Origin of the sequence: Micromonospora sp. WMMD737 (genome assembly GCF_049179055.1) — a bacterium.
GTDB lineage: Bacteria > Actinomycetota > Actinomycetes > Mycobacteriales > Micromonosporaceae > Micromonospora > Micromonospora reichwaldensis.
Genome location: NZ_JBMHMH010000001.1, coordinates 1,408,344 through 1,433,947, shown reverse-complemented (window position 1 = coordinate 1,433,947; position 25,604 = coordinate 1,408,344). Strand labels below are relative to the sequence as shown.

General features: G+C 74.8%; 24 protein-coding genes. 19 read left to right on the top strand and 5 right to left on the bottom strand.

The features are described from left to right. Positions 1 to 119: 119 nt before the first annotated feature. Positions 120 to 1,481 (bottom strand): protein kinase domain-containing protein, encoded by a 1,362-nt coding sequence (locus ACN27A_RS05560; RefSeq protein ID WP_421450198.1) that lies wholly within the window; start codon positions 1,479 to 1,481, stop codon positions 120 to 122. A gap of 550 nt (positions 1,482 to 2,031) precedes the next feature. On the opposite strand from ACN27A_RS05560, the gene ACN27A_RS05555 reads away from it, so the two are divergent. The 9 genes from ACN27A_RS05555 to ACN27A_RS05515 all read left to right on the top strand — a co-directional run bounded on the left by ACN27A_RS05555 (position 2,032) and on the right by ACN27A_RS05515 (position 9,638). Next, on the top strand, positions 2,032 to 2,661 hold the full coding sequence (locus tag ACN27A_RS05555; protein WP_421450197.1) for an RNA polymerase sigma factor: 630 nt from the start codon (positions 2,032 to 2,034) through the stop codon (positions 2,659 to 2,661). A gap of 16 nt (positions 2,662 to 2,677) precedes the next feature. Beyond that, positions 2,678 to 3,439, top strand: coding sequence for a hypothetical protein (locus tag ACN27A_RS05550; RefSeq protein ID WP_421450196.1), 762 nt, complete (start codon positions 2,678 to 2,680; stop codon positions 3,437 to 3,439). A gap of 205 nt (positions 3,440 to 3,644) precedes the next feature. Continuing rightward, positions 3,645 to 4,877 (top strand): ergothioneine biosynthesis glutamate--cysteine ligase EgtA, encoded by a 1,233-nt coding sequence (gene egtA, locus ACN27A_RS05545; protein WP_421450195.1) that lies wholly within the window; start codon positions 3,645 to 3,647, stop codon positions 4,875 to 4,877. Beyond that, positions 4,874 to 6,211, top strand: a complete 1,338-nt coding sequence (gene egtB / locus ACN27A_RS05540; protein ID WP_421450194.1) for an ergothioneine biosynthesis protein EgtB — start codon at positions 4,874 to 4,876, stop codon at positions 6,209 to 6,211. The genes egtA and egtB overlap by 4 nt, the downstream gene beginning before the upstream one ends. Before the next feature lie 151 nt (positions 6,212 to 6,362). Beyond that, positions 6,363 to 7,109, top strand: coding sequence for an ergothioneine biosynthesis protein EgtC (gene egtC, locus ACN27A_RS05535; RefSeq protein WP_357580883.1), 747 nt, complete (start codon positions 6,363 to 6,365; stop codon positions 7,107 to 7,109). A 45-nt stretch (positions 7,110 to 7,154) separates the two neighbouring features. After that, entirely contained in the window at positions 7,155 to 8,120 is a 966-nt protein-coding gene (egtD, locus tag ACN27A_RS05530) for an L-histidine N(alpha)-methyltransferase (RefSeq protein ID WP_421450193.1), read from the top strand. 248 nt (positions 8,121 to 8,368) lie between these two features. Next, entirely contained in the window at positions 8,369 to 8,956 is a 588-nt protein-coding gene (locus tag ACN27A_RS05525) for a TMEM165/GDT1 family protein (protein WP_421450192.1), read from the top strand. A 38-nt stretch (positions 8,957 to 8,994) separates the two neighbouring features. Then, a complete protein-coding gene (locus ACN27A_RS05520; protein ID WP_421450191.1) occupies positions 8,995 to 9,357 on the top strand; it encodes a DUF1622 domain-containing protein in 363 nt (120 codons plus the stop codon). Next, positions 9,354 to 9,638 (top strand): hypothetical protein, encoded by a 285-nt coding sequence (locus ACN27A_RS05515; RefSeq protein WP_421450190.1) that lies wholly within the window; start codon positions 9,354 to 9,356, stop codon positions 9,636 to 9,638. The genes ACN27A_RS05520 and ACN27A_RS05515 overlap by 4 nt, the downstream gene beginning before the upstream one ends. A gap of 207 nt (positions 9,639 to 9,845) precedes the next feature. On the opposite strand, the gene nhaA is transcribed toward ACN27A_RS05515, so the two are convergent. Continuing rightward, the gene (gene nhaA, locus ACN27A_RS05510; RefSeq protein ID WP_421450189.1) at positions 9,846 to 11,162 is read right to left on the bottom strand and encodes a Na+/H+ antiporter NhaA; all 1,317 of its coding nucleotides are present in this window, start codon (positions 11,160 to 11,162) and stop codon (positions 9,846 to 9,848) included. A gap of 331 nt (positions 11,163 to 11,493) precedes the next feature. On the opposite strand from nhaA, the gene ACN27A_RS05505 reads away from it, so the two are divergent. Beyond that, positions 11,494 to 12,954, top strand: a complete 1,461-nt coding sequence (locus ACN27A_RS05505; RefSeq protein ID WP_421450188.1) for a polysaccharide biosynthesis tyrosine autokinase — start codon at positions 11,494 to 11,496, stop codon at positions 12,952 to 12,954. On the opposite strand, the gene ACN27A_RS05500 is transcribed toward ACN27A_RS05505, so the two are convergent. Continuing rightward, positions 12,935 to 13,489, bottom strand: a complete 555-nt coding sequence (locus ACN27A_RS05500; RefSeq protein ID WP_311411159.1) for a low molecular weight phosphatase family protein — start codon at positions 13,487 to 13,489, stop codon at positions 12,935 to 12,937. The genes ACN27A_RS05505 and ACN27A_RS05500 overlap by 20 nt on opposite strands. Before the next feature lie 162 nt (positions 13,490 to 13,651). Here ACN27A_RS05500 and ACN27A_RS05495 point away from each other — a divergent pair, with 162 nt between their 5' ends. The 5 genes from ACN27A_RS05495 to ACN27A_RS05475 all read left to right on the top strand — a co-directional run bounded on the left by ACN27A_RS05495 (position 13,652) and on the right by ACN27A_RS05475 (position 20,866). Further along, positions 13,652 to 14,875: a glycosyltransferase family 4 protein gene (locus tag ACN27A_RS05495; protein WP_421450187.1), complete on the top strand. Its 1,224-nt coding sequence runs from the start codon at positions 13,652 to 13,654 to the stop codon at positions 14,873 to 14,875. Between the two features lie 121 nt (positions 14,876 to 14,996). After that, entirely contained in the window at positions 14,997 to 16,775 is a 1,779-nt protein-coding gene (locus tag ACN27A_RS05490; RefSeq protein WP_421450186.1) for a DUF4012 domain-containing protein, read from the top strand. A gap of 13 nt (positions 16,776 to 16,788) precedes the next feature. After that, complete coding sequence (locus ACN27A_RS05485) at positions 16,789 to 17,436, top strand: hypothetical protein (protein WP_421450185.1); 648 nt, start codon at positions 16,789 to 16,791, stop codon at positions 17,434 to 17,436. Positions 17,437 to 17,690: 254 nt separating this feature from the next. Continuing rightward, complete coding sequence (locus ACN27A_RS05480) at positions 17,691 to 18,959, top strand: serine/threonine-protein kinase (RefSeq protein ID WP_421450184.1); 1,269 nt, start codon at positions 17,691 to 17,693, stop codon at positions 18,957 to 18,959. A 116-nt stretch (positions 18,960 to 19,075) separates the two neighbouring features. Further along, a complete protein-coding gene (locus tag ACN27A_RS05475) occupies positions 19,076 to 20,866 on the top strand; it encodes an extracellular solute-binding protein (protein ID WP_421450183.1) in 1,791 nt (596 codons plus the stop codon). Positions 20,867 to 20,939: 73 nt separating this feature from the next. Here the strand turns inward: ACN27A_RS05475 and gdhA are convergent, their stop codons facing one another. Continuing rightward, entirely contained in the window at positions 20,940 to 22,277 is a 1,338-nt protein-coding gene (gdhA, locus tag ACN27A_RS05470) for an NADP-specific glutamate dehydrogenase (RefSeq protein WP_421450182.1), read from the bottom strand. Between the two features lie 112 nt (positions 22,278 to 22,389). Here gdhA and ACN27A_RS05465 point away from each other — a divergent pair, with 112 nt between their 5' ends. Further along, positions 22,390 to 22,710, top strand: a complete 321-nt coding sequence (locus ACN27A_RS05465) for a MazG-like family protein (protein ID WP_421450181.1) — start codon at positions 22,390 to 22,392, stop codon at positions 22,708 to 22,710. A gap of 126 nt (positions 22,711 to 22,836) precedes the next feature. Here ACN27A_RS05465 and ACN27A_RS05460 read toward each other — a convergent pair whose 3' ends face one another. After that, positions 22,837 to 23,856, bottom strand: a complete 1,020-nt coding sequence (locus ACN27A_RS05460) for an NAD(P)/FAD-dependent oxidoreductase (protein ID WP_421450180.1) — start codon at positions 23,854 to 23,856, stop codon at positions 22,837 to 22,839. A gap of 81 nt (positions 23,857 to 23,937) precedes the next feature. On the opposite strand from ACN27A_RS05460, the gene ACN27A_RS05455 reads away from it, so the two are divergent. The 3 genes from ACN27A_RS05455 (at position 23,938) to ACN27A_RS05445 (ending at position 25,599) form a co-directional block, all read left to right on the top strand. Further along, positions 23,938 to 24,549, top strand: a complete 612-nt coding sequence (locus ACN27A_RS05455; RefSeq protein WP_421450179.1) for a helix-turn-helix domain-containing protein — start codon at positions 23,938 to 23,940, stop codon at positions 24,547 to 24,549. A gap of 177 nt (positions 24,550 to 24,726) precedes the next feature. Further along, positions 24,727 to 25,146, top strand: coding sequence for a protein-tyrosine phosphatase family protein (locus ACN27A_RS05450; RefSeq protein ID WP_421450178.1), 420 nt, complete (start codon positions 24,727 to 24,729; stop codon positions 25,144 to 25,146). 204 nt (positions 25,147 to 25,350) lie between these two features. Next, the gene (locus ACN27A_RS05445) at positions 25,351 to 25,599 is read left to right on the top strand and encodes a hypothetical protein (RefSeq protein ID WP_421450177.1); all 249 of its coding nucleotides are present in this window, start codon (positions 25,351 to 25,353) and stop codon (positions 25,597 to 25,599) included. Positions 25,600 to 25,604 lie beyond the last annotated feature (5 nt).

The following is a 25,604-nucleotide window of genomic DNA, read 5'->3' as shown; positions in this document are numbered from 1 at the left end:
GAAAGTGCCTGCTGGGGAGCCTAGAGTGATTTCTGTGCCCGTACGTCCGGTTTGGGGTTATCGGTGCCAGCGGGATCGACGTGGCGTCACCACGGGATCACGCGGCCGGGCGCCGGCGCTCAGACCACCGGCGGATTGGCCGGCTCGACCGGGGTGGTCTGGGTCGGGGTCGGCTCCGTCGGCGGCGTGGTCTGCGTCGGGGCGGTGCTGGTGCTGGGCGTCGCCACCGGCGGATCGTCGGTCTTCGTGGGATCCGGCGACTCCGGAGCCGCCGACCCGCTCGGCTGGGGCGAGACCGGCGGCGCGGTGGCCGACGGCGAGGGGCTGGCGGTGGAGCCGGTGGGCCGGAACGGCCGCCCGGGGTCGACGGGGGCGTCCTCCTCCTTCACCGGCGCCTCGGCGCCGCCGCTCGGCTCCGCTGCCGGGGTGGTCGCCTGCGGGACCTTGACCGCCGGTGCGTCGGCCTCGCTGGTCATGCCGAGCGCCGCGCCGAGGCCGGCCAGCGCCACCAGCACCGCCGCCGCCGCGCCGACCAGGGTGCCGCGTCGCCTCCGGCGGGCCACGGTCGCGGCGACCGGCACGTCGGTGCGGGTGCCCGGATCGACGCCTCCCGCCGCTGCGGCGGCGGGCACCATGGCGGTCGGCGCGGAGGGGTCGGACACGGCGGCGCGCGCGGCCTCGGCCATCGCCGCCGCGCTGCTGAACCGGTCGGCCGGATCCTTGGCCAGGGCGCGGGAAACCAGCGCGCGGACCGCCTCCGGAACGTCGTGCGGCAGCTCCGGCGGCTCGTCGTCGAGGTGGCGCACGGCGACCTGCAGCGGGTTGTCGCCGGTGAACGGCGGGCTGCCGCTCAGGCAGCAGTAGGTCACCGCGCCGAGGGCGTAGATGTCGGTCGCGCCGGACACCGGCCGGCCGGCGGCCTGCTCCGGCGCCATGTAGAGCGCGGTGCCCGGCACGGCGTTCGTGCTGGTGATGCTGGTGATGTTGGTCGACCGGGCGACACCGAAGTCGACCAGCACGACACTGCCGTCCTCCTGCACCAGCAGGTTGCTCGGCTTGACGTCGCGGTGCACGATCCCGCCGAGGTGCGCGGCGTGCAGCGCCTGCGCGACCTGCGCGACGATCGCCATCGTCTCGGCCACGTCGAGACGCCCGACGGCCTCGATCCGCTTGGACAGCGGCTGGCCGGTCACGAACTCCATGACCAGGTAGTCGGCCCGCCCGCCGTCGGGCAGGTCGTCCTCGCCGCTGTCGAAGACCTGGACGATGCCCGGGTGGCGCAGGGCGGCCATGATCCGGGCCTCGGCACGGAAGCGGGCGATGAAGTCGGGGTCGGAGACCAGCGCCGGCAGCAGGACCTTGACCGCGACCTGCCGGCCGAGGACGAGGTCCTTGCCCCGCCAGACGTCGCCCATGCCGCCCGTGGCGACACGCTCGTCCAGGCGGTAGCGACCGCTGAGTACGACCTCCGATGACAACACAGCATTACCGTACCCAGGCCGGCGGGGATCGGCGCGCCGCGTGTCGTCGGGTCGAACCGCGCCGCCCGCGCGGCGGGGGCGGCGGGACCGGACCGGCCTCGGATAGGCTGTGAGCGCCCGTGGACGGTGTGTGACGACATTCCCCTCATGTCCGTCGTGGGCTGGTCGAATGCGCCGACGCCTCCGCCCGTCGACGGGGTGCAGCGTCCCGGGCTGCCGCGCCGTTACGGCGACGTGCCGGCCGAACGGCTAGATAATTCTCACTCTTCTGCCCACCGGGGCGGGCTTGCCCCGATCGACCCGGCGCTCCTAGCGTTAGCCCGACTCGGGCCCGCCCCACGGCGTCGCCGCGGCACCTGCGCCATCGGCCGTGCCGCCACGGCAGGAGTCCAGACGTACGGTCCGGGCGACGCGGTCCCGGGCGTGATCAGGTCAGCGGGGGGCTGAAGGGTGCGGGATCAGGTCCGTTTGCCGGACCGTGCTTGCCTCGCGCACGCCCCCGTGGGCGTGCGCCGCCTGCGCGTGTCCACGGGACGGAAGCGGCGACCACATGGCCGGTGAGCTGAACGAGGCCGTCGTGGCGGCGCAGGCCGGCGACGAGGACGCCTTCCGCTTCCTCTACCGCAGCCTCCAGCCCGGCCTGCTCCGGTACCTGACCGCCCTGGTCGGCGCGGACGCCGAGGACGTCGCCTCGGAGACCTGGTTGCAGGTCTCCCGCGACCTGCCCGGCTTCACCGGCGGCGAGTTCCGGGCCTGGACCGTCACCATCGCCCGCAACCGGGCCATGGACCACCTGCGCCGGCAGCGCCGTCGTCCGTCGCTGCCCGTGCCGGTGCAGGCGCTCGCCGAACTGGCCGGCGACGCCGACACGGCCGAACGGGCCGGCGAGACGATCGGCACCGAGGCGGCGCTCGCGCTGATCGCCACCCTGCCGCCCCGCGAGGCCGAGGCCGTCCTGCTGCGCGCCGTCGTCGGGCTGGACGCCGAGACCGCCGGGCGGGTACTCGGCCGCCGGGCCGGTGCCGTGCGCACCGCCGCCCACCGGGGGCTGCGCCGGCTCGCCGTCCTGATGGAACGCCACGACCCGAGCCGGTCGCCGGCCGCCCCCGAGGCCGCCGCGGCGCCCCGACCGCGCACCGGCCGGCGGCAGGCGTCGCACGCCGAACCGGCGGACGGTTGACGTGAGGGGATCCTGGATGTTCTTTCGCCGGACCGAGCGGCCCGCCGACCGCGGCGCGTCCGACCGGCTCCTCGACGCCGCCCGCGCGGATGCCTCCCGTACGCCGGACGCCGAGCCGCTCGCCCGGCTGCTCTCCGCCGCCGCCGCCCCCGCCCGCCCCGGCGAACTGGCCGGGGAGCAGGACGCCCTGGCGGCCTTCCGGGCGGCGCGTGCGGCCGGCCCCGCCGCCGGAGCCGTCCCGTCGCCACGCCGGCGCCGGTTCACCGCCGGCGCCGTGGCCTGGGGCGCGGGGATCGCGGTCACCGCGACCGCGGGCGCCGCCTTCGCCGCCGTCACGCTGGACCGGGCCGACGACCCGGCCCCGCCGCCCCGCCCCGCCACCCCGACCCCGGCGCCGGCCACCACCAGGCCGCACCGGGACGGATCGACCGGCGACCCCGGTGGCCGCCCCACCGGGACCCCGCCCCGCCCCTCCGCCGCCCCGACCTCGGGCGCACCCGCCCCCGGCAGCACCGCCGGCGACGCACCGGGAGCGCCCCGGGAGCAGACCGGACAACTGCGCGGACTCTGTAACGCGTACCTGGCGAAGAAGCCGGCGCAGCGGGAGAAGGCCCTGGACAGGCCCTCGTTCGCGCGCCTGGTGGCCGCGGCGGGCGGCCGGGAGCGGGTCGAAGGCTTCTGCGGGCGACTGCTGCCCGACGTGGCGGCGAAGAAGTCGCCCGACAAGCCGCCGAAGAAGGGGGCGAGCCCGACCCCGACTGCGACCCCGACCGACTGACGCCCCTCGCGGTCGGTCCCGGCCGCTGATTCTCCCGGCCGTCGCGACGGGCCGGGAGAGGCCGTTTGCGCTGCACGTTCCGGCCGGCCGCGCGGAATTCGTCTGCTAGACAGGAGTGCGTGGGGCCACCGACGCCCGCGCCGATGACGGTGGGTGGCGTTACGGTGACACCGAACGGAAGTCGGCCGGGAAGGGGGCCCATGCCGTGGTGACGTCGCCGGAGCTCGACCGGACCACCGTGCTGCGGGAGTCCGCCGCCGCCGAGGGTCACCTCGCGCGCATCTGCTTCAAGACCGGCCCACCGACCCACACCGGCGTCGAACTCGAATGGACCGTGCACGACGCCGCCGACCCCGCCCGCCCGGTCGACGGCGAGCGGCTCCGGGCGGCACTGGGGCGGCACAGCCCCCGCACCCTCGACCGCGCGAGCCCCGCCGAGCCGCTCCCGCACGGTGGCACCGTGACCGTGGAGCCCGGCGGGCAGCTGGAGATCTCCACCGCGCCACGCTCCTCGCTCGCCACCCTGATCCACGCCACCGACGGCGACATCGCCGTGCTGACCGGCCTGCTCGACGCCGCCGGGCTGGTCCTCGGGCGCAGCGGCATAGACCCGCACCGGCCGCCCCGCCCGGTGGTCGAGGGCCCCCGCTACCGGGCCATGCGCCACGTCTTCGACCGGCGCGGCCCGGCCGGCCGGACGATGATGTACAGCACGGCCGGTCTCCAGGTCTGCCTGGACGCCGGGGAGCCGGAACACCTGCCGGAGCGCTGGGCGGCGGTGCACGCGCTCGGGCCGCCCCTGCTGGCCGCGTTCGCCACGGCCGACCGGCACGCCGGGCGCAGCACCGGCTGGGCGTCCGCCCGGATGGCCGCCTGGTACGGCATCGACCCGGCCCGCACCCGTCCGGTGTGGACACCGGAGACCGACACCGACCCGGTCACGGCCTGGACCAGCTACGTCCTCGCCGCGCCACTGCTCTGCGTGCGCGGCGACGGCCCGGACTGGACGCCGCCGCCGGGGATCACGTTCGCCGACTGGGTCGACGGGGCGCTGCCCCGGCCGCCCACCACCGACGACCTCGACTATCACGTGAGCACCCTCTTCCCGCCGGTGCGACCCCGGGGCTATCTGGAGCTGCGCTACCTCGACACGCAGCCCGGCCGGGGCTGGCTGCTCCCGCTCGCGGTGCTGGCCGTCCTGCTGGCCGACCCGGGCACGGTCCGTGCGGCCCGCGCCGTCGCCGGGCCGGTGGCGCACCGCTGGCACGCCGCCGCCCGCCACGGCCTGCGCGACCCGGCGCTTGCCGCCGCGGCGGCGGACCTGTTCGACCTGGCCCTCGCGGCCCTGCCCCGGCTCGACCTGCCGGCGGCCCTGCACGACGACATCGACCGAGGCGTACGGCGGCGACGCGACGTCGCGGGGAGGAGTCACCGGTGACCGGAACGTCCACGCGCCCGGCGGGCCCGGAGCAGTTGCGCAGCCGGATCGCGGCGGAACTCGAACGCACCCGCGCCCGCACCGCCCTGCTGACCGAGGCGGTCGACGAGGCCGACCTGACGCGACAGCACTCGCCGCTGATGTCCCCGCTGGTCTGGGACCTCGCCCACGTGGGCAACCAGGAGGAGCTCTGGCTGGTCCGGGACGTGGGCGGGCGCGAACCCGTCCGGCGGGACATCGACGACCTGTACGACGCGTTCAAGCAGCCCCGCCGGGACCGCCCGGCGCTGCCGCTGCTGCCCCCGCAGGAGGCCCGCGCCTACCTGCTCACCGTCCGGGACAAGGTGCTCGACCTGCTGGACCGGGTCGCGTTCACCGAGCGGCCGCTGGTCGCCGACGGCTTCGCCTTCGGCATGATCGTGCAGCACGAGCAGCAGCACGACGAGACGATGCTCGCCACCCACCAGCTGCGCGCCGGCCCGGCGGTGTTGCACGCCCCGCCGCCGCCGGAACCGACGACCAGGGTCGACGGCGAGGTGCTGGTGCCGGCCGGCGAGTTCACCATGGGCACCGACGCCGACCCGTGGGCGCTGGACAACGAGCGACCCGCCCACCGGGTCCACCTGCCGGCGTACGCCATCGACGCCGCGCCGGTGACCAACGGGCGCTACCGCGAGTTCATCGCCGACGGCGGCTACGACGACCCGCGCTGGTGGAGCCCGGCCGGCTGGCGGCACCGCCGGGAGGCGGAGCTGGTCGCGCCGATGCACTGGCGACGCGACGGCGACGGCTGGGCCTACCGGCGGTTCGGGCGGTGGGCGCCGGTCCGCGACGACGAGCCCGTGGTGCATGTCTGCTACCACGAGGCGCGGGCCTACGCGGCCTGGGCCGGCAAGCGGCTGCCGACCGAGGCGGAGTGGGAGAAGGCGGCCCGCTGGGACCCGGCCTCCGGCCGCTCCCGCCGCTACCCGTGGGGCGACGACGACCCCACCGCCGAGCACGCCAACCTGGGCCAGCGGCACCTGTGGCCCGCCCCGGTGGGCGCCTACCCGGCCGGCGCCTCGCCGCTGGGCGTGCACCAGCTCATCGGCGACGTGTGGGAGTGGACCTCCACGCCGTTCCGGGGGCACCCGGGCTTCACCGCGTTCCCCTACCGCGAATACTCGGAGGTCTTCTTCGGCGACGACCACCGGGTGCTGCGCGGCGGGTCGTTCGGCACCGACCGGGCCGCCTGCCGGGGCACCTTCCGCAACTGGGACTTCCCGATCCGGCGGCAGATCTTCAGCGGTTTCCGCTGCGCGCGGGACGCCCGGCCGGAGGAGTCGCAGCCGTGAGGACGGGGCGGCCGGACGGTTGGGCCGGACCAGGCACCCTGCTCCGGGACCGCCCCCCGGGGCGGGGCGACGTCGGCGACCGGCGCCCGGGGCCGGGCGACACCAGAGGTTGGCGCCCGGACCGTCCCGCCGGTCGGGGCGGTGCCGCCTGATGTGCCGCCACCTGGCCTACCTGGGGCCGCCGGTCACCCTGCGGGAGCTGCTGTTCGACCCGCCGTACTCGCTCGTGCGGCAGTCCTGGGCGCCCCGCGACATGCGCGGCGGCGGGACGATCAACGCCGACGGCTTCGGCGTCGGCTGGTACCCGGGCGACGGTGAGCCGGTGCGCTACCGGCGGTCGCAGCCGATCTGGAGCGACCCGACCATCGCCCAGCTCGCGCAGGTCACCTCGGCCGGCGCGGTGCTGGCCGCCGTCCGCTCCGCCACGGTGGGCATGGCGGTCCTCGACGGGGCCGCCGCCCCGTTCGCCGAGGGGCGGTGGCTGTTCAGCCACAACGGGGTCGTGCGGGGCTGGCCCGACTCGATGGTCCCGCTCGCCGCCACCCTGCCCGTACGCGACCTGCTCACCCTCGACGCGGCCACCGACTCGGCGCTGGTGTGGGCGCTGGTGCGGCACCGGCTGCGGGCCGGGGTGAAGCCGGCGCGGGCGGTCGCCGAGACCGTGACGGCGGTGGCCGGGGCCGCGCCCGGGTCCCGGCTCAACCTGCTGCTCACCGACGGGCGCACCGTGGTGGCCAGCGTGGCCGGGCACGCGCTGTCGATCCGCGCGACGCCGGCCTCGGTGCTGCTGGCGTCCGAGCCGCACGACGACGACCCCGGCTGGCAGGCGGTGCCGGAGGGGCAACTGGTGGAGGCCACCGCGACGGGGGTACGCGTCCGCGCCCTCGCCGAGGTCTGACCGCCGGCCGACAGGGACGTTCCACCCGACGACGAAGGGGATGACATGAGCGCGGAGCCGCTGGAGATCCACCTGGAGGAGCAGGACCTGGGCCGCAGCCTGCGGGAGGACGTCCGCACCGGCCTGACGGCCGAGGAGAAGTGGCTGCCCCCCAAGTGGTTCTACGACGCCCGCGGCAGCGAGCTGTTCGAGCAGATCACCCGCCTGCCGGAGTACTACCCGACCCGCGCCGAGCGCGCGGTGCTGGCCGAACGGGCGGCCACGATCGCCGAGACGACCGGGGCGAAGACGCTGATCGAGCTCGGTTCGGGCTCGTCGGAGAAGACCCGGCTGCTGCTGGACGCGTTCACCCGCCGGGGCGGGCTCGGCACGTTCGTGCCACTGGACGTGTCGGTCAGCGCGCTGCGGCAGTCCACCGCCGAGATCGCCGCCGACTACCCCGGGCTGCGGGTGCGCGGCATCGTGGGGGACTTCACCCGCCACCTGGACCGCCTGCCGACCGGTGGGCGCCGGCTGGTGCTCTTCCTGGGCGGCACGATCGGCAACCTCCTGCCGGTCGAGCGGGCGCGGTTCCTCGCCGCGATGCGGGCCGCGCTGGAGCCGGGGGACTGGCTGCTCATCGGGACCGACCTGGTCAAGGACCCGGCGGTGGTCGTGCCGGCGTACGACGACGCGGCCGGGGTCACCGCCGAGTTCAACCGCAACGTGCTGCGGGTCGTCAACCGGGAGCTGGGCGCCGACTTCGACCCGGCGGGGTTCGCCCACGTAGCGCTCTGGGACGCCGAGCGGGAGTGGATCGAGATGCGGCTGCGGGCGCGGCGGCCGATGCGCGTACGGGTGCTGGACCTGACGGTCACCTTCGCCGAGGGCGAGGAGCTGCGCACGGAGGTGTCGGCGAAGTTCCGGCCCGAGGGGATCGCCGCCGAGCTGGGCTCGGCCCGCTTCGCCGCCCACGACTTCTGGACCGATCCGGCCGGCCTCTTCGGCGTCACCCTGGCCCGCGCCGAGTGACCGGTGCGGCCGCGCAGGTGACCGGCGGGTGAGCGTCTTCACCCGCCGGAGCCGGCCCGACCGGTGATCGGCTAGGCTGGGCGACGCGAAGGGGAGTAGCCCCCAATGTCGTGGTCGACACACTGGTGCGTTCCGCATCCGGCCACGCGGCCTCGTCATCCGAGGCGGGCGAGACCTTCGACCCAGGCTGTTGCAGCCGGGTCGAGGGCGCCCCCGTACCTCCTCCCGGCATGATCCGGAAGGATGTCATGGAAGGTTTTCTCGTCGCGCTGGTCGTCAGCTTCGGCGTCATCTTCGTCGCCGAGCTGGGGGACAAGTCCCAGCTGATGGCCCTGACCTTCGCCACCCGCTTCAGGACCGTGCCGGTCCTGATCGGGATCACCGTCGCCACCGCCGTGGTGCACCTGGCCTCGGTGGCGATCGGCTACGGGCTCGGCGCCGCGCTGCCGACGGAGTGGATCTCGCTCGTCGCGGGCCTGGCGTTCCTCGGTTTCGGCGCGTGGACCCTGCGCGGTGACTCGCTCACCGAGGAGGAGAAGCGCAAGGCCGAGAAGAGCAGCAAGTCCGCCATCGTCGCGGTGTCGGTCGCGTTCTTCCTGGCCGAGCTGGGCGACAAGACCATGCTCGCCACCATCACCCTCGCCACCCAGTACGGCTGGTTCGGCACCTGGCTCGGCTCGACGATCGGCATGGTGGCGGCGGACGCGCTCGCCATCCTCGTCGGGCGGATGCTCGGCCGGCGGCTGCCCGAGAAGACCATCAAGTACGGTGCCGCGGTGCTCTTCGCGATCTGCGGGCTCTGGCTGATCCTGGAGGCCGTCACGCAGCTCACCTGACGCCGACTACCGCCGTGCTGGCCGGGTAACGGCAGCGGATGGGCGTCGAGGAGATCCTGCGCCACGGCTACCAGGGCCTGGTCACGGCGGTGGAGGTCGCCGGGGCGGTGGTCATCTTCGTCGGGGCGGCGTGGGCGGCGCTGCGGTTCGTGGTCGAGGGACTGCGGCACCGCAGCGCCGCCGTGTTCACCCCGATCCGGCTCTCCCTGGGGCGGTTCCTCACCCTCGGGCTGGAGTTCCAGCTCGCGGCGGACATCCTGCGTACGGCGGTCTCGCCGACCTTCACCCAGATCGGCCAGTTGGCGGCCATCGCCACGATCCGGACCGCGCTGAACTACTTCCTGGGCCGGGAGATCCGCCAGGAGCAGCAGCAGGTCCGGGAGTCGGAGCGCGTCCGGTGATCCCTGCCCTGGTCACCGCCACCACCGCCCTCGCCACCCTGGCCGGGCTGGCGGTGCTGCTCGGCACGGGCTCCTGGCGGTGCGCCATGCGGGTGCTGCTGGACCTGCTGACCGCCGCCGGGCTGCTGCGGCTGGCCGGCGGCCAGGGCTGGACGGCCCTGGCCGCGGCGGCGGCGATCGTCCTGCTGCGCCGGCTGCTCTGGGCCGCGCTCACCGCCGGCGGGCCGACCGGACCGCCGGGGCGGGTCCGACGTCCGCCGGCGCCGGACGCGGCCGGATGACCGACGCCGGGCCGGCACCGCCAGCGGTGACGGCAGGCCGGGCGACCGGCCCGGCGTGGCGGCCTCGGCCCGACCCGGCGGCCCGGCCGGGCGACCGCCCCGGCCCGGCGCGGCGAGCGGCCCGGCGGCCCGGTGCGGCGAGCGGCCGGCGGCCCGGCGCGGCGAGCGGCCCGGTGCGGTGCCTCGTCCGGGGGCGCGGCGGCCGGTTCAGCCCTGCTCGCGCTGGTAGACGTCCGGCACGCCGTCGCGGTCGGCGTCCACCCGCTCCGCCTCGGCGATCCGCCGGTAGGCGGCGTTGCGCCGCATCAGCACGACCGTGGCGAGCAGCGCGGAGATCACCGAGCCGGCCAGCACGGCCGCCTTGACGTTGCCGGCGGCGGCGCTGCCGGGGCCGAACGCGAGTTCGCCGATCAGCAGGGAGACGGTGAACCCGATGCCGGCGAGCAGCGCGACGCCGAGCAGGTCCGTCCAGGTGATGTCCTCGTCGAGCTGGGCGCGGGTGAACCGGGCGAGCAGGAACGTCGAGCCGAAGATCCCGACGACCTTGCCGAGCACCAGACCGGCGACGACGCCGATCACGATCGGGTCGGTGACGATGGCTCCCAGGTCGGCGCCCCGTAGCGACACCCCGGCCGCGAAGAACGCGAAGATCGGCACGGCGAAACCGGCCGAGACGGGGCGCCAGCGGTGCTCCAGGTGCTCGGCGAGCCCGTGCGCGTCGCCGGCTTTGCCCCGCAGGACGGGCACGGTGAAGCCCAGCAGGACGCCCGCCACGGTGGCGTGCACCCCGGAGGCGTGCATGAGGGTCCAGGCGGTCGCGGCGAGCGGGATCAGCGCCCACCACCACGTCTTGCGCCGCTGCACGAGCAGGCCGAAGAGGGCGATGGGGACTAGGGCGCCGAGCAGCGGCAGCGGGCTGAAGTCGGCGGTGTAGAAGATCGCGATGATGGTGATGGCGAGCAGGTCGTCGACCACGGCCAGGGTGAGCAGGAAGGCGCGCAGACCCTGCGGCAGGTGCGAGCCGATGACCGCGAGGACGGCGAGGGCGAAGGCGATGTCCGTCGCGGTGGGGATGGCCCACCCCCGCAGCCCGTCGCCGCCGAGGTTGACCGCGACATAGATGAGCGCGGGCACCACCATGCCGCCGACCGCCGCGACCACGGGCAGCGCCGCCCTGCGGGGGTCGCGCAGTTCGCCCGCGACGAACTCCCGCTTGAGTTCCAGCCCGACGACGAAGAAGAAGATCGCCAGGAGGCCGTCGGCGGCCCAGGCGGCCAGGTCCAGATCCAGGTGCAGGGCCGCGCCGCCCGGCCAGGGCACCCAGGCGCCGAGGGCGGCGTAGGAGGATTCCCAGGGCGAGTTCGCCCAGGTGAGCGCGATCATCGCGCCGAACAGCAGGAGCCCGCCGCCGACGGTCTCGGTCCGCAGCACGTCGGCCAGGAACCGGGCCTCCGGCCAGGACGTACGCGAGAAGAAGCGCCGGTTCGGGCGGGGGCGGTCGGCGGGCGGGGTGCGGTCGGTCATACGCGGTTCCACCTCGGTCTTGGGCAGCGTCAGACGACGCCGACCAGGCTTCCCGGCACACCGTTGCCGACCCTATCCAGCATCGGCGTGACTGGCGAGTCGGGGCGGCTCATTGCCGCCGAGGTCACGCCCGCCCGGTTTTCGCCGCCACCCGGGACGCCGTCCGCCCGTTTGTCCGGTGGTGGGTCGGGCGCCGATGTCAAGGGATGAAAGTACGTAACTCGGGACATAAGGCGTATGAGTCGCTTTAATGGTTTCACGAGATTAAGTCGACCTTGGGGGTTTTCGTGAAGTTCTTTGGCGTTACCGGCCTGGTACGGAGGCGCGCCTGATGGACCTGTACCGCCAACTCCGCCTCGTGCGCCGGCACTGGTGGATCGTGCTCCTCACCGTCATGGTCGCGCTCGGCGTCACCGCCCTCGTCACCGTCCGGGCGCAGCCCCGCTACGTCGCCTCGGTGACCTTCTTCGTCACCACGCCCAGCCAGGGCGTCACCGACGCCTACCAGGGCGGCCTCTTCCTCCAGCAGCGGGTCAAGTCCTACGCGGAACTGCTGACCAGCGACCGCCTCGCGCAGAGCGTGGTCGCCGAGGCTCCCGTCGGGCTCACCGCCGAGGAGGTCCAGCGCCGGGTCAGCACCTCCACCGAGACCGGCACCGTGCTGCTGCGCGCGTCGGTGACCGACACGGACCAGAGCCGGGCCCTGAAGGTCACCGAGGTGCTCTCCGCGCAGTTCGTCCAGCTGGTGCAGAAGGTGGAGACGACCCAGGACGGCAAGGCCGGCCCGATCAGGATCGAGGTGGTCAGCGGGCCCCGGGTCACCCCGACGCCCGTCTCGCCGCAGCCGGTCCGCAACTTCGCCGTCGGTACGCTGCTCGGCCTGCTCGCCGGCGTGGGCCTGGCGATCCTGCGCGGGGTCGCCGACGTCCGCCTGCGCGACGCCGCCGGTCTGCGGCGCACGACCGGCAGCCCGCTGCTCGGCGAGATCCCCTTCGAGAGCACCGCGAAGTCGGAGCCGTTGATCGTCGGCGCGGCGGCCAACTCCGCCCGGGCCGAGGCGGTGCGCAAGCTACGCACCAACCTGCGCTTCGTCGACGTGCACGAGCCCGCCCGCGTCATCGCGGTCACCAGCGCCCTGCAGGGCGAGGGCAAGACCACGCTCTCCTGCAACCTGGCGATCGCCCTGGCCGAGGCCGGCTGGCGGGTGCTGCTGGTCGACGCCGACCTGCGCCGCCCGAAGGTCGCCGACTACCTGGGGCTCGACGCGGGCATCGGGCTGACCGACGTGCTGGTCGGCGACGTCCAGGTCGGCGACGTGGTGCAGCGCTGGGGCGACAAGTCCCTGCTGGTGCTCCCGAGCGGTTCGGCGCCGCCCAACCCCAGCGAGCTGCTCGGCTCCAAGGCGATGGCGGACCTGCTGCTCGCTCTGCGGGAGTCCGCCGACATCGTCATTATCGACACCGCCCCGCTGCTGGCCGTGACGGACGGCGTGGTGGTGGCCGTGCAGGCCGACGGCGCGCTCCTGGTCTCCCAGCAGGGCCGCACCTCCCGCAGCCAGGTGGCGCAGGCCGCCCGCGCCCTGAACTCGGTCTCCGTCCGGCTGCTCGGCTGCGTGCTGAACATGGCGAAGGTGGCCAAGGCGGAGGCGTACCAGTACGAGGCCTACCGGGTGGTCGCCGCCGCCGCGACTGCGGAGGTGCCGGCCGACGCGACCCCGTCCGCCCGGCACGCGGAGCGGGCCGACGGCGTCGTCAGCGACCGTACGCAGGAACTCACCCGGCTGTCGCGATGAGCGCCGCGAGGGGTCGCATCGACCGTTCGATCTCCTCCGCGCAGCGTCGGAAGTCGGCGGCGGTGCCGCCGATCGGGTCCCGCAGGTCGTCCGCGTCCCCGGTGGCGGGTTGCAGCCGCCCCCGGGCGCGGGCGGCCGCCTCGACCGCCGCCCGCAGGGGACCGTCGGCCGGATCCGTCGTCGGGTCGGCGGCCGAGGCCAGCCGGCCGAACTGGCGGAGGGTGAACGTCCGGTGCAGCGCGGCCGGCGCGAGGGCGGTGCACACCGAGCGCTGGCGGCGCGTGGCCGTGAGCACCAGCGTCGCCCCGGCCAGGTGCTCCGGGCGCAGCCGCCGGCTGCGGAAGTCGGTGGGATCCCCGCCGGTCTCGGCCGCCAGGTCCGCCGCGTGCGGGTGCATCGGCAGGTCGTCGACGGCGTCCGTGCCGGCGCTGGCGACCGTCACCGCGCGCCCGGCCAGCAGGCGACGGGCGATGTACTCGGCCATCGGTGACCGGCACAGGTTGGCGTGGCAGACGAACAACACCCGGTCGACCATGCGGACCCCTCTCGTCGGTGCCGTCGCGGACGGTGGCGCCGCGCCGGTCGCCGGCCGTCGGAGCCGGCCGGACGTGGAGGGGATGTCGGCATCGTACGCGGGCCGCACGACTCCACGGCACGGTGCCGCGCCGAGGAGTCCCGGCCGGACGGAGGCGGGTCGGTGAGGATCGGGATCCTGTCGTACCACTTCCCGCCCGAGCCGGCGTTCATCCCGGGCAGTCTCGCCGAGGAACTCGCCGTCCGGGGGCACGAGGTGAAGGTGCTGACCGGCTTCCCCGACTATCCCGGCGGCCACGTCTACCCGGGCTGGCGGCAGCGCTGGCGGTACGAGACCCGCAGCGAGCGGCTGACGGTCCGGCGGGTCCCGCGCTACTCGGCCGGGGACGGGTCGCTGCGCGGCCGGATGGCCGGCCACCTGTCGTTCGCCGGCAGCGCGACGGTGACCGGGCGGTGGTTCCTGGCCGACGTCGACGCCCTCTACGTCCACCTGCCGCCGGCGAACGCCTTCGCCGCGGCGGGCCTGCTCCGCCTGCTGGGCCGGGTGCCGACCGTCGTGCACGTGCAGGACGTCTGGGCGGAGGACGAGCCGGTCGGGGCCGAGAACGGGCGGTGGGCCGGGCGGATCGCCGCCGCGATGGCGCGGGTCTACCGGGCCGCGGACGGGATCGCGGTCGCCGCGCCGTCGCTGCGCGACCGGGTCGTCGAGGCGGGTGTGGACCCGGCCCGGGTGCGGGTGGTGCTCAACTGGACCGACGAGCGGATCTTCCACCCCGCCCGGCCCAGCCGCGCCGCTCACCGGCTGGTCCGGCGCGACGAGCGGTGCGTGGTGATGCACGCCGGCACCATCGGCGCCCGGCAGGGCCTGGAGACCGCGGTACGGGCGGCGGCGGCGCTGGACCACACCGTGGACCTCGTCCTGGTGGGCTCGGGCGCGGACGAGCGGCGGGTGCGGGGGCTCGCCGCCGACCTGCGGGCCGAGAACGTGCGCTTCGTCGAGCGGCGGTCTCCGCCGGACATGCCGGACCTGTACGCGGCCGCCGACTACCAGCTCGTCATGCTGCGGGACCTGCCCGAGCTGCGCAGCACCCTGCCGGCGAAGCTCCAGGCGGCGTTCTCCTGCGCCGTGCCCGTGGTGGCCTCCGCCGGCGGCGACACCGCGGACCTGGTGGAACGGGCCCGGGCGGGGCTCTCCTGCCCGCCGGGGGACTGGGCGAGCCTCGCCGACCGGTTCTGGCTGGCCGCCACCATCCCGCCGCCCGCCCGGGCGGACATGGGCCGGCGCGGCCGGGAGGCGTACCTGCGGGAGATGTCGATGTCGGCGGGTGTGGACCGGATCGAACGGCTGCTGTACGAGGCGGCCGCCGGGCGCCCCGGCCGCCGGTGAAAGGGCGAGCGGGGCTCGCATATCGGTCAACCGCGTCATCTTAGGGCGAAAACGATCGTTAGCAGTGTGGAGCGGCAGCGGACCGGGGTCCGCCCGCCGCTCCCCAGGAAGGACGTGTGGTGTGACGGAGAGCGCGAGACCGCGTCGACGGCGTGGTCGTTCCCGCCGGCGGCGGCAGCTGCGCCGGGCCCTGCTCGCCGCCCTCGTGGTGGGTTCGCTGCTGCTGCTGACCGGTGGCTGGGTGGGCTTCCGGGGCTGGCAGGCCCGCGCCCACCTGCTCAACGCCGCCGGCCTGGCCCGGGAGCTCAGCGCCCAGGTGGTCGGCGGTGACACCGCCCGGGCGCAGCGTACCCTCGCGGCGCTCCAGGAGCAGTCCGGCAGTGCCCGGGCGGCGACCGGCGACCCCGGCTGGTGGGTCGGTCGGCACACCCCGTACGCGGGGGACAACCTGGTGGCCGTCCGGCAGATCTCGGTGGCCATCGACGACCTGGCCCGGCAGGCGTTCCCGCCGTTGCTGCGCGCCGACCTGACCGGCCTGGTGCCGACGGGCGGGCGGCTGGACGTGGGTCGGCTGCGGGCCCTGTCGGCCGAGCTGGCCAGGGTCGACGCCACGGTGCAGGGCGCCCGGGACAGCCTCGCGACGGTGCCCACCGAGGGCCTGGTCGGTCAGGTCCGCCAGGCGCTCGGCGACCTGCGGGGCGAGATCGACCGGCTGGCCGGCCTGACCGCCGCCGCGAGCGAGGCCAGCCGGCTGCTGCCGGCGCTGCTGGGCGCCGACGGATCCCGCACCTACCTGGTGGTCTCCCAGAACCCCGCCGAGCTGCGCGCCACCGGCGGGATGATCGGCGCGTACGCGGTCATCCACGCGGCCGACGGGCGGGTCCGGATGGGGCGGCAGGGCAGCAGCAGCACGCTGGGCCGGTTCCAGCCGCCGCTGAAGGTGCCCGCCGAGGTGCGCAGCCTCTGGGCCGACCTGCCCGGGATCTATCCGGCCAACGTCAACCTCACCCCGCACTTCCCGACCGCCGCCGCCCTCTACCGGGAGATGTTCCGCCGGCGTACGGGCACCACCGTGGACGGGGTGCTCGCCGTCGACCCGGTGGTGCTGTCGTATCTACTGAAGGCCACCGGGCCGGTGATGGTGCCGGGGGGTGTGCCGCTGGCCGCCGAGAAGGTCGTGCGGACGGTGCTCAGCGACAGCTACCAGCGGATGGAGAACGAGGAACAGGACGCCTTCTTCGCCGCCTCCGCCGCCGCCGTGTTCGACGCGCTGGTCACGAAGAATGTAGACCCGAAGGCGTTATTGTCCTCATTTGACCGTGCTGTCACTGAACGCCGGATATTGTTCTGGAGTGCCCGACCCGAAGAGCAACGGAAGATCGGCGACAGCCGGTTGGCCGGGGCGCTTCCGGAGAAGGACACCGTGCCCACTGTCGGCGTGTTCCTCAACGACGGCAGTGGCGCGAAGCTCGGCTACTACCTCCGGCCGTCGGCGACCCTGGCGGTCGGCGACTGCCGGCCCGACGGCCGCCGGGAGCTCCGACTCCGGGTCACCCTGCGCTCGTCGGCGCCGAAGTCGGGCCTCAGCCAGTCGGTCCTCGGCCTCGGTCTGGCCGGTGACCCGTACACCGTCCGCACGTTGGTGTCGGTGCACAGCCCCGCTGGCGGGGCGGTGCTCGCCGCCCGTCTGGACGGCGTCGACACGGCGGTGGGCAGCGGCACCGAACGGCGCCGCCAGGTGAGCACCGCCAACGTCGAGGTCGGCCCGGGGGCCTCCCGCACGTTGGAGGTCACCGTCCTGACGGCGACCACCGGCGTCGGTGCCGCCGAGCTGTGGCTGACCCCCACCGTCACCCCATGGACCACCCAAGTTGTTTCCGCACCAAGCTGTGATCAGTAGGAGGGAACCAATCATGCGGCTATCCCGCATCATCATGGCGCTCACGGTCGGTCTGGCCGTGCTGGCCGTGCCGACCGCAGCGGGGGCGGCGCAGCCGCAGCCGACGCCGGGCACCGGAACGCCACAACCACCGATCTACCCGCCGGGCGGTACCCCGACGCCGACACTCACGGTGACCCCGACGACCGTCGTCGTCGGCCAGACCGCCACCCTGATCGGCAGGGGCTGGGGGCCGGGCGAGAGGGTGATCATCACCGTCAGCACGTCGCCGCTCGCCGCCGCCGTGCCGGGCGCCGACCAGGCGCGCCGCAGCGACGGCGAGATCGTCGCCATGGCGCCGGTCTCGTTCCAGCAGGCACCCCAGCCGAACCCCAGGACCCTGGAGGTCACGGCTGACGACGACGGCTACTTCCGCACCACCTACACGCCGCGTCACCCCGGCACGTACACGTTCCGGGCCGAAGGCCAGACGTACAACCGGGTGGCGACCGCGACGCTGACCGTGCTCAAGAAGCACGCGCCGCCGCTGCCCGTCACGGGCGACAGCCTGAGCACCCCGATGAAGTTCGGCGGCGGCCTGGTCGGCGCCGGCGCGGTGCTCCTGCTGCTGTCGCTGGTCTGGCGCAAGCGCCACCGCTTCGGCATGGGAGCCGCGCGCTGACGGTGAAGCTCCCCTTCGGGCAGTGCCCGGACACCGCGAAACGGCTGGCGCCCGTCGGAGACCCTCCGACGGGCGCCAGCCCGTCCCGTACCGCCTCGATCGCGCTTCCGCGCCGGCCCACCCGATCCGCCGGGGCCCGCCCGTGGAGGCCGGCCTTACGTCCCGGGCACCCTCGGCCAGCAGGCGGGGGCATGGCACCATGACCGTGTCCTCCGCTGCCGGGTGGCCGGGGACACGACAGCGATGGAGTCGGGATGACAGGAGTGGCCGGCGCGCCGGTGCCGGGGCTGGCGCCTCTGTGGACGCACGACCCGGTGACCGCCGGCCCCTACCGGCTGCTCGGTCGGCTGGGCGCGGGCGGCCAGGGCGTGGTCTACCTCGGCGAGGACGACCAGGGCCACCAGGTGGCCGTCAAGATGATCAACATCGACCTGAGTGACCTGCGGGCGCGCTCGCAGTTCATGAAGGAGATCGCCGCGGCGCGCCGCGTCGTGCCGTTCTGCACCGCGCAGGTGCTCTTCGCCGAGGTCGACGGCGAACGCCCCTACGTGGTCAGCGAGTTCATCGAGGGCCCGACCCTCTACCGGCACGTCCGCGAGCAGGGCCCGGTCGCCGGCAACGCGCTGCACCGCCTCGCCGTCGGTACGGCCACCGCGCTCGCCGCGATCCACCGCTGCGACGTCGTGCACTGCGACCTGAAGCCCGACAACGTGGTGCTCGGCCGCGACGGCCCCCGCGTGATCGACTTCGGCATCGCCCGCGCCGTGGGCGTCACCGAGACGGTGACCAGCCGGGTGCTGGGGACCACCGCGTACATGGCCCCGGAGCGGTTCCGCAACGACTCGGTCGGGCCACCCTGCGACGTCTTCGCCTGGGCCGCCACCATCGCCTTCGCCGCCGGGGGCCGGCCGCCGTTCGGCACCGACTCGCTCTTCGCGGTGATGCACCGGGTGCTCAACGAGCCGCCCGACCTGCCCGCGCTGCCACCGGGCCTCGACGAGCTGATCAGGCAGTGCCTGGCCAAGGACCCGGCGGAGCGGCCGGAGGCCGAAGAGGTGCTGATGCGGCTGCTCGGGCAGGACGTCCGGGACGCGGGCCCGCTGCGCCGGGAGACCGTGCTCCAATTCGGCAACGAGATTGCCGGCGCGCCGACGCCGGACCAGCCGCTGCCGTTGCCCCGTACCGCGTCGGACGGGCCGACGACGTCGCCGGAACCGACTGCGCCGACCCGAGTCGGTACGGCACCGGCGGCCCGGCCGGAACCGGCGCGACATCAGCAGAGCCCGTCCACGGCTTCCGTGCCCGCCGACCAGGCGGGCGGCGGCTGGGGGCGGCGGCTCCGCCGGGAGTCGACCGACGCCTGGGGCATCTCGACCGCGATCTTCCTCGGCTCGGTCGGCGCCGCGGCCGGCTACGTCGCGGCGAGCGCGGTGGAGGTGGCCGCGGCGACCGGGGCGGCCACCTTCGTCGTGGTCTACGCGGTTCGGCTGCTGGTCGCGACGGCGCTCGGCGACCGCCCCTGACCGAGGGGCGCGGATGGGCGCGGGGAGGTTCGTCCCGGACGCCGGGTCGGGCGCTGCCGGTGGCACCGCACCGATAGGTTGACTGCCATCAGTTGACCGCCGAGGAGGACGTCCCCATGGCCCCAGCCCCGCCGCGCGCACGACAGTGGTTGCCGTACACCGCGGCCGTCACCGCCGGGCTGCTGGTCATCGTCGGGGCGTTCGTGCTCGTCCGGCAGCGGGACGCGGGCACCGACCGGCCCCGGGCCGACTGTGCCGTCCGCCTGGACGTGAACTCCTCGACCGAGAAGGCGGCGCTGCTGGTCGAGCTGGCGAAGCGGTACAACGACAGCGACCGGTCGCTCGACGACGGCGGCTGCGCCCAGGTGCACGTCAGCGCCCTGAACTCGGGCAAGGCCACCGAGGTCCTGGCCGCCGGCTGGCGCGGCACCGCCCTGCCGCAGCCGCAGGTCTGGCTGCCGACGTCGAGCCTCTGGACGGGCCAGCTGCGGCTGCTCGACGAGGCCGCCGGGCGGGCGCCGCAGACCCCGGGCCGCTACCCGTCGATCGCCAACAGCCCGCTGGTCATCGCGATGCCGCAGCCCAAGGGCGAGCTGGTACGCCAGCGCGGGCCGCTGGGCTGGGGGGAGATCCTCGGCCTCTCCGGGCGGCAGGGCTGGGCGGGCTTCGGCAAACCGGAGTGGGGCCGGTTCACCTTCGGCAAGGACAACCCGAACCTCTCGACCTCGGGGCTGGCGGCGACCATCGCCACCTACTACGCCGCCGCGCAGCGCTCCAGCGACCTCACCACGTCGGACCTGGCGGATCCGAAGGTGACCCGGTTCGTCCGGCAGATCGAGGCCAACGTGTCGCACTACAGCGACGACTCGGTGGAGCTGCTGCGCGACCTCGCCGAGGCCGACCTGGCCGGCACGGGCGCCGGCGCCGGCGACATGAGCGCCATCGTCATGCAGGAGGAACTGGTCCACCTCTACAACGAGGGCGGGTTGAGCCCGCGGCAGGAGGGCCAGGAGCGGGGCCCCCGGCCGAAGGTGCCGCTGGTCGCCGTACACCCGAAGGAGGGCACCTTCAACCTGGACCACCCGTTCGTGGTGCTCCCCTCCGCCGACGAACGGCAGCGCGCGGCGGCGGACGACTTCCTGACGTTCCTGACCGCGGACGACCAGCAGGAGAGCTTCGTCCGCCTCGGCTTCCGCGACCACGAGCGCCGGGCCTCGGCGGGGCTGCTCGCCAGCGTCGGCGCCGAGCCCACCGGCGGGCTGACCTACTTCGCGCCGCCGAACCCGGGAGTGGTCGAGGCGATGCTGACCGGCTGGAGCACGCTGCGCAAGAAGGCCAACATCCTGATCGCCCTGGACACCTCCGGGTCGATGCAGGAACGGGTCGGCGACCGCACCCGCTTCCAGGTCGCGTCGGCGGCGGCGGCCAAGGGTCTCGCGCTGCTCAACTCCGAGGACCGGGTCGGGCTCTGGTCGTTCTCCTCGGAGACCCCGAAGCGGCCCGACGGCCCCTACCGGGAGGAGGTCCGGCTCGGCGACTTCGACCAGAAGCGCATCAACAGCCGGATCGCCGGCCTGCACGTCGCGGGGGACACAGCGCTCTACGCGACGGTCCGGGCCGCCCACGAGCAGGTGCTCGACCGGTACGACCCGGACCGGATCAACGCCGTCGTCGTGCTGACCGACGGCAAGAACGAGTACGCCCGGGACAACGACCTGAACCGGCTGCTCGCCGACGTCGCCCTGGACCCGCGGCGCCCGGTGAAGGTCTTCTGCATCGCCTTCGACGGGGATTCGGACTTCGCCACGCTGGACCGGATCGCCAAGGCGTCGTCGGGCAAGGCGTTCGACGCCACCGACCCTGCCATGATCGACGAGGCGTTCGTGAAGCTGGTCAGCAGCTTCTGAGCCGCCGGCGTCGCCGGGGCGGGAGGACGCGCGTCGGCCGCGGCGGCGCTGGCGCGGCGGACCGGCCGCCCCGTCAGATCAGGCCGTGGGCCAGCATCGCCTCCGCCACCCGGCGGAACCCGTCGATGTTGGCCCCGGCCACGTAGTCGCCGGGCAGCCCGTACTCCTCGGCGGTGTTCCAGCAGCGGTCGTGGATGTTGCGCATGATGTCGCGCAGCCGCTGCTCCGACTCGGCGAACGTCCACGAGTCCCGGCTGGCGTTCTGCTGCATCTCCAGCGCGCTGACCGCCACCCCGCCGGCGTTGGCCGCCTTGCCCGGCGCGAAGCGCACCCCGGCCCGGCCGAGGATGCGTACCGCCTCCGGTGTGGTGGGCATGTTCGCGCCCTCCACCACCGCGACGCAGCCGCCGGCCACGAGCGCCGCGGCCTCCGCGCCGCCGATCTCGTTCTGCGTCGCGCACGGCAGCGCCAACTCGCATGGCACCTCCCAGACGGTACGGCCGGAGACCGCCACCGCGTGCGGCACGTGCCGGGCGTAGTCGTCGAGCCGGGCCCGGCGCTGCTCCTTCAGCTCCCGCAGCAGCTCCAGGTCGATGCCCTTGTCGTCGAGGACGTAGCCGGACGAGTCGGAGCAGGCGACCACCCGCCCGCCGAGCTGGTGCACCTTCTCGATCGCGTAGATCGCCACGTTGCCGGAGCCGGAGACCACGACCCGCTTGCCCTCCAGGCTGTCGCCGGACTGCCGGAGCATCTCGTCGGCGAAGAAGACCGCCCCGTAGCCGGTCGCCTCGCGGCGCACCTGCGCGCCCCCGTACGCCAGGCCCTTGCCGGTGAGCACCCCGGACTCGTACCGGTTGGTGATCCGCTTGTACTGGCCGAACAGGTAGCCGATCTCCCGGCCGCCCACGCCGATGTCCCCGGCCGGCACGTCGGTGTCCGCGCCGATGTGCCGGTACAGCTCGGTCATGAAGCTCTGGCAGAACCGCATCACCTCCCGGTCCGAGCGACCCTTCGGGTCGAAGTCCGCGCCGCCCTTGCCGCCACCGATCGACAGCCCGGTCAACGCGTTCTTGAAGATCTGCTCGAAGCCCAGGAACTTCACGATCCCGAGGTAGACCGACGGGTGGAAGCGCAGCCCGCCCTTGTACGGGCCGAGCGCGCTGTTGAACTCCACCCGGAAGCCCCGGTTGACCTGGATCCGGCCGCGGTCGTCCTCCCACGGCACCCGGAAGATGACCTGCCGCTCCGGCTCGCAGATCCGCTCGATGATCCGCGCCTCGGCGTACTCGGGGTGTCTGGCCAGCGCCGGGCCGATGCTCTCCAGCACCTCGCGTACCGCTTGGTGGAATTCCGGCTCGCCCGGATTGCGGGCGACCACGCTGGTGAACACCGTCTCCACGGTCTCCGGCATACGACACGTCCCTTCACTTGCGCTGGTAGACCCTGTTGCTACCACCCGGACCCGGTTACCCGCGAACCGTCCCGCGATACGGACCGTGACCTCCGTCCGGTTCACTGGTCGCGTGGACGAGTCGCTCTGGGACGCGGTCCGGGCCTCGCGCGGCTGGTTGGACGCCGCCAACGGCACCGGACAGACCGAAATGACCTGCCGGATCCTCAAGCTGACCGAGGAGGCGGGGGAGGCGGCGAGCGCCTGGATCGGTCTGCTCGGCCAGAACCCGCGCAAGGGCGTCACGCACAGCCGCGAGGACGTGGCGGCGGAACTGGCGGACGCGGCGTTCACCGCGCTGGTCGCCATCGAGAGCCTCGGGCTGGACTCCCGTCTCGTGCTCGACGCGTGCGCCAGGAAGGCCCGCGCCCGCGTCGGTCCGCCTCCCGCCTGAGCCGCCGCGCCAGGGCTTCCCGGGCTGGGCCGCCGCGCCGGCGTCATGCCGACCTCCGGCCGGGGCGCCGTACGCCCCCAAGCCGCCGCGTTCCGGCGCGGCGGCCCATCGGCGCCTGTCGGGACGTCAGAGGCCGTGGCGACGGTCGCCCACCACCTGCTCGCAGAGTGCCGCCTCCGACTTCGCGGAGAAGGGGGCGCGACGGGCGGCGACGGCCCGTCGGGTCTCCTCGGCGACGAGATCGGCGTTGATCTGGGCCCCGACGGCCACGCCGGCCGCCGCGGCGGCACCGACCTGGGCCGCCGGATCCGTGACGTTGCCGGCGACCCACAGCCCGGGCACGTCGGTGCGACCCGTCGCGTCGGAGGGGAGGTGCTCGCCGACCCCCGCCGGGTGTGCCGCGGGCCGCAGCCCGAGCGCCGCGAGGAAGCCGGCGCGCGCCACCATCCGCGACGAGACGGCCAGCGCCTCCCGGCGCACGAGAGTGCCGTCGCCCAGCCGTACGCCCACGAGGCGGTCGTCGACGACCTCCAGGGACGCGACCTCGCCGCCCACCACGCCGATGTCGCGGGCCGCCAGCTGCTCCGCCTGCTCGTCGGTGAGCGGCGGCATGGTGTGGCAGAAGTACGTGACGTCGGCGCTCAACTGCCGGAACAGCAGCGCCTGGTGCACCGAGAACGGCCCGCTGGCCAGCACGCCGATGGCCCGGTCGCGGACCTCCCAGCCGTGGCAGTACGGGCAGTGCAGCACGTCCCTGCCCCAGCGCTCCCGCAGCCCCGGGACGTCCGGCAGCACGTCCACCAGCCCGGTGGCCACCAGCAGCCGGCGCGCGCGGACAGTTCGACCGTCGGCCAGCGTCACCGTGAAGCCGTCGTCGTCGCGGTTCGCGGCGGCGACCTCGCCGGTGACCACCCGGCCGCCGTAGCCGCGTACCTCCGCCCGGCCACGTTCCAGCAGCTCGGCCGGCCGGATCCCCTCGCGGGCCAGCAGCCCGTGCACGCCCTCGGCCGGGGCGTTGCGGGGAGCGCCCGAGTCGAGCACCACCACCGACCGTCGCGCCCGGGCCAGCGTCAGCGCCCCGCTCAACCCCGCGGCGCCGCCTCCGATCACCACCACGTCGTAGCTGCCATCCAACCGATCGGTCACCGTGACCACCTCCCGCGACCCACGATGCGGTCGCCGCCGCCAAGGTGGCAAACATTGTTGCCATAGTGGCAAGATGGCGGCATGGACGACGACCTGGACCAGGCGCTCGGCGCGGTCGGTCCCCGGCTGCGCGCGCTGCGCCGGCAGCGGGAGACCACCCTGGCCGACCTGTCGGCGGCGACCGGCATCTCGGTGAGCACGCTCTCCCGGCTGGAGTCCGGTTCCCGCCGGCCCACCCTCGAACTGCTCCTCCCGCTGGCCAGGGCGCACGGCGTCACGCTCGACGAACTCGTCGACGCCCCGTCCACCGGCGACCCGCGCGTCCACCTGCGCCCGATCACCCGCCACGGGATGACCATGCTGCCCCTGACCCGCCGGCCTGGCGGCATCCAGGCGTACAAGCTGGTGATCCCGGGCGGCGGTCGCAGGGCGGAGCCCGATCCGCAGACCCACGAGGGCTACGAGTGGCTCTACGTCCTCAACGGGCGGCTGCGGGTCGTCCTCGGCGACCAGGACCTCGTGCTCACGCCGGGGGAGGCGGCGGAGTTCGACACCCGCGTACCGCACTGGTTCGGGTCGGCCGACGCCGAGCCGGTCGAGTTCCTCAGCCTCTTCGGCAGACAGGGCGAACGCGCCCACCTCCGCGCCCGCCCCCGAACCCAACCCCCACCCACCCCCTCCACCCACGGCTGACCCGCCCTCGCCCTCCTGCCCCTCCCGCCCGTTCCTCCACCCGGTGATCATGAGGTTGGCGGCACCAGCGGAGATCGACTTCGCCGCTAACCCCATGATCGATGCGGGCGGGCGGGCGGGCGGGCGAGTGGGCGCGGCGGGGCAGCGGGGGAGCGGGGCGGGCGTGAGGATGGGGGGATGAGTGATGTACGGGTGTGGGGCGAGCAGGTGGGGGTCGTCGTACTGCCGAGTGGGGCGCGGGTGCGGGGACGACGGGTCGCGGACGAGGCGTCGCCCGCCGACTTCGCCCTGCTGCTGGCCCCCGGACCGACGCCCGCCTGGCCGCACCGGCGGATCCGGTGGCCCGACTTCTGGGTGCCGGTCGACCGGGCGGACGCGATCGACGCGCTGACCGAGGCACTGCGTCGCGCCCACGACGGCGAACGCGTCGAGGTGGCCTGCCGGGGCGGCACCGGGCGTACGGGCACCGCGCTGGCGGCGCTGGCGATCCTCGACGGGCTGCCGCCCGAGCAGGCGGTGGACTGGGTGCGCGCCACCTATCGCCCGCGGGCCGTGGAGACGCCCTGGCAGCGTCGCTGGCTGCGCCGCCTCACCTGACGCACCGCGCCCGGCCGGCATTGCACCGCGCCCGAGCCGCGCGCCGCACCGGCGTCGCGCGCCCGGGGCACCGCAGCGGCGACTCCCTGCGCCGGGGCAGGCGGGCGCGGCGGGTTGTGGCGCTTGCCATCGGGCGTGTTTGGGCAGGTCACAGGGGGTAGGAGTGGCGCCGCACCCCGATCTCCGAGGCAGGTACCAGGCACCATGGCTCCACCCCGCATTCCCGTCCGCCACCACGGCGCCCACCGGGCACCGGCCCGCCCGGCGTCGGTGACCGCCCGCACCGTGGCGTCGCTGGCCGTTCTCGTCGTCCTCGCCACGCTCTTCCTCGACGCCCTGCTGATCATCGTCGTGCTGCTCACTCCGGTCGCGGCGTCGGTGTCGCCGTTACGCCGTTGGGTGCGCCGGCTGGCGGCGCCGTCCGCCCGGGCGGTCCCCGTGCCCGGACGCTGACCGCC

Coding starts and splice junctions, on each gene's coding strand:
- ACN27A_RS05445 (WP_421450177.1), top strand. CDS start 25,351: ATGGCTCCACCCCGCATTCCCGTCCGCCACCACGGCGCCCACCGGGCA.
- egtD (WP_421450193.1), top strand. CDS start 7,155: ATGAGCGCGGAGCCGCTGGAGATCCACCTGGAGGAGCAGGACCTGGGC.
- ACN27A_RS05455 (WP_421450179.1), top strand. CDS start 23,938: ATGGACGACGACCTGGACCAGGCGCTCGGCGCGGTCGGTCCCCGGCTG.
- nhaA (WP_421450189.1), bottom strand. CDS start 11,162: ATGACCGACCGCACCCCGCCCGCCGACCGCCCCCGCCCGAACCGGCGC.
- ACN27A_RS05550 (WP_421450196.1), top strand. CDS start 2,678: ATGTTCTTTCGCCGGACCGAGCGGCCCGCCGACCGCGGCGCGTCCGAC.
- ACN27A_RS05520 (WP_421450191.1), top strand. CDS start 8,995: ATGGGCGTCGAGGAGATCCTGCGCCACGGCTACCAGGGCCTGGTCACG.
- ACN27A_RS05485 (WP_421450185.1), top strand. CDS start 16,789: ATGCGGCTATCCCGCATCATCATGGCGCTCACGGTCGGTCTGGCCGTG.
- gdhA (WP_421450182.1), bottom strand. CDS start 22,277: ATGCCGGAGACCGTGGAGACGGTGTTCACCAGCGTGGTCGCCCGCAAT.
- ACN27A_RS05505 (WP_421450188.1), top strand. CDS start 11,494: ATGGACCTGTACCGCCAACTCCGCCTCGTGCGCCGGCACTGGTGGATC.
- ACN27A_RS05475 (WP_421450183.1), top strand. CDS start 19,076: ATGGCCCCAGCCCCGCCGCGCGCACGACAGTGGTTGCCGTACACCGCG.
- ACN27A_RS05525 (WP_421450192.1), top strand. CDS start 8,369: ATGGAAGGTTTTCTCGTCGCGCTGGTCGTCAGCTTCGGCGTCATCTTC.
- egtC (WP_357580883.1), top strand. CDS start 6,363: ATGTGCCGCCACCTGGCCTACCTGGGGCCGCCGGTCACCCTGCGGGAG.
- ACN27A_RS05480 (WP_421450184.1), top strand. CDS start 17,691: ATGACAGGAGTGGCCGGCGCGCCGGTGCCGGGGCTGGCGCCTCTGTGG.
- ACN27A_RS05555 (WP_421450197.1), top strand. CDS start 2,032: ATGGCCGGTGAGCTGAACGAGGCCGTCGTGGCGGCGCAGGCCGGCGAC.
- ACN27A_RS05500 (WP_311411159.1), bottom strand. CDS start 13,489: ATGGTCGACCGGGTGTTGTTCGTCTGCCACGCCAACCTGTGCCGGTCA.
- ACN27A_RS05450 (WP_421450178.1), top strand. CDS start 24,727: ATGAGTGATGTACGGGTGTGGGGCGAGCAGGTGGGGGTCGTCGTACTG.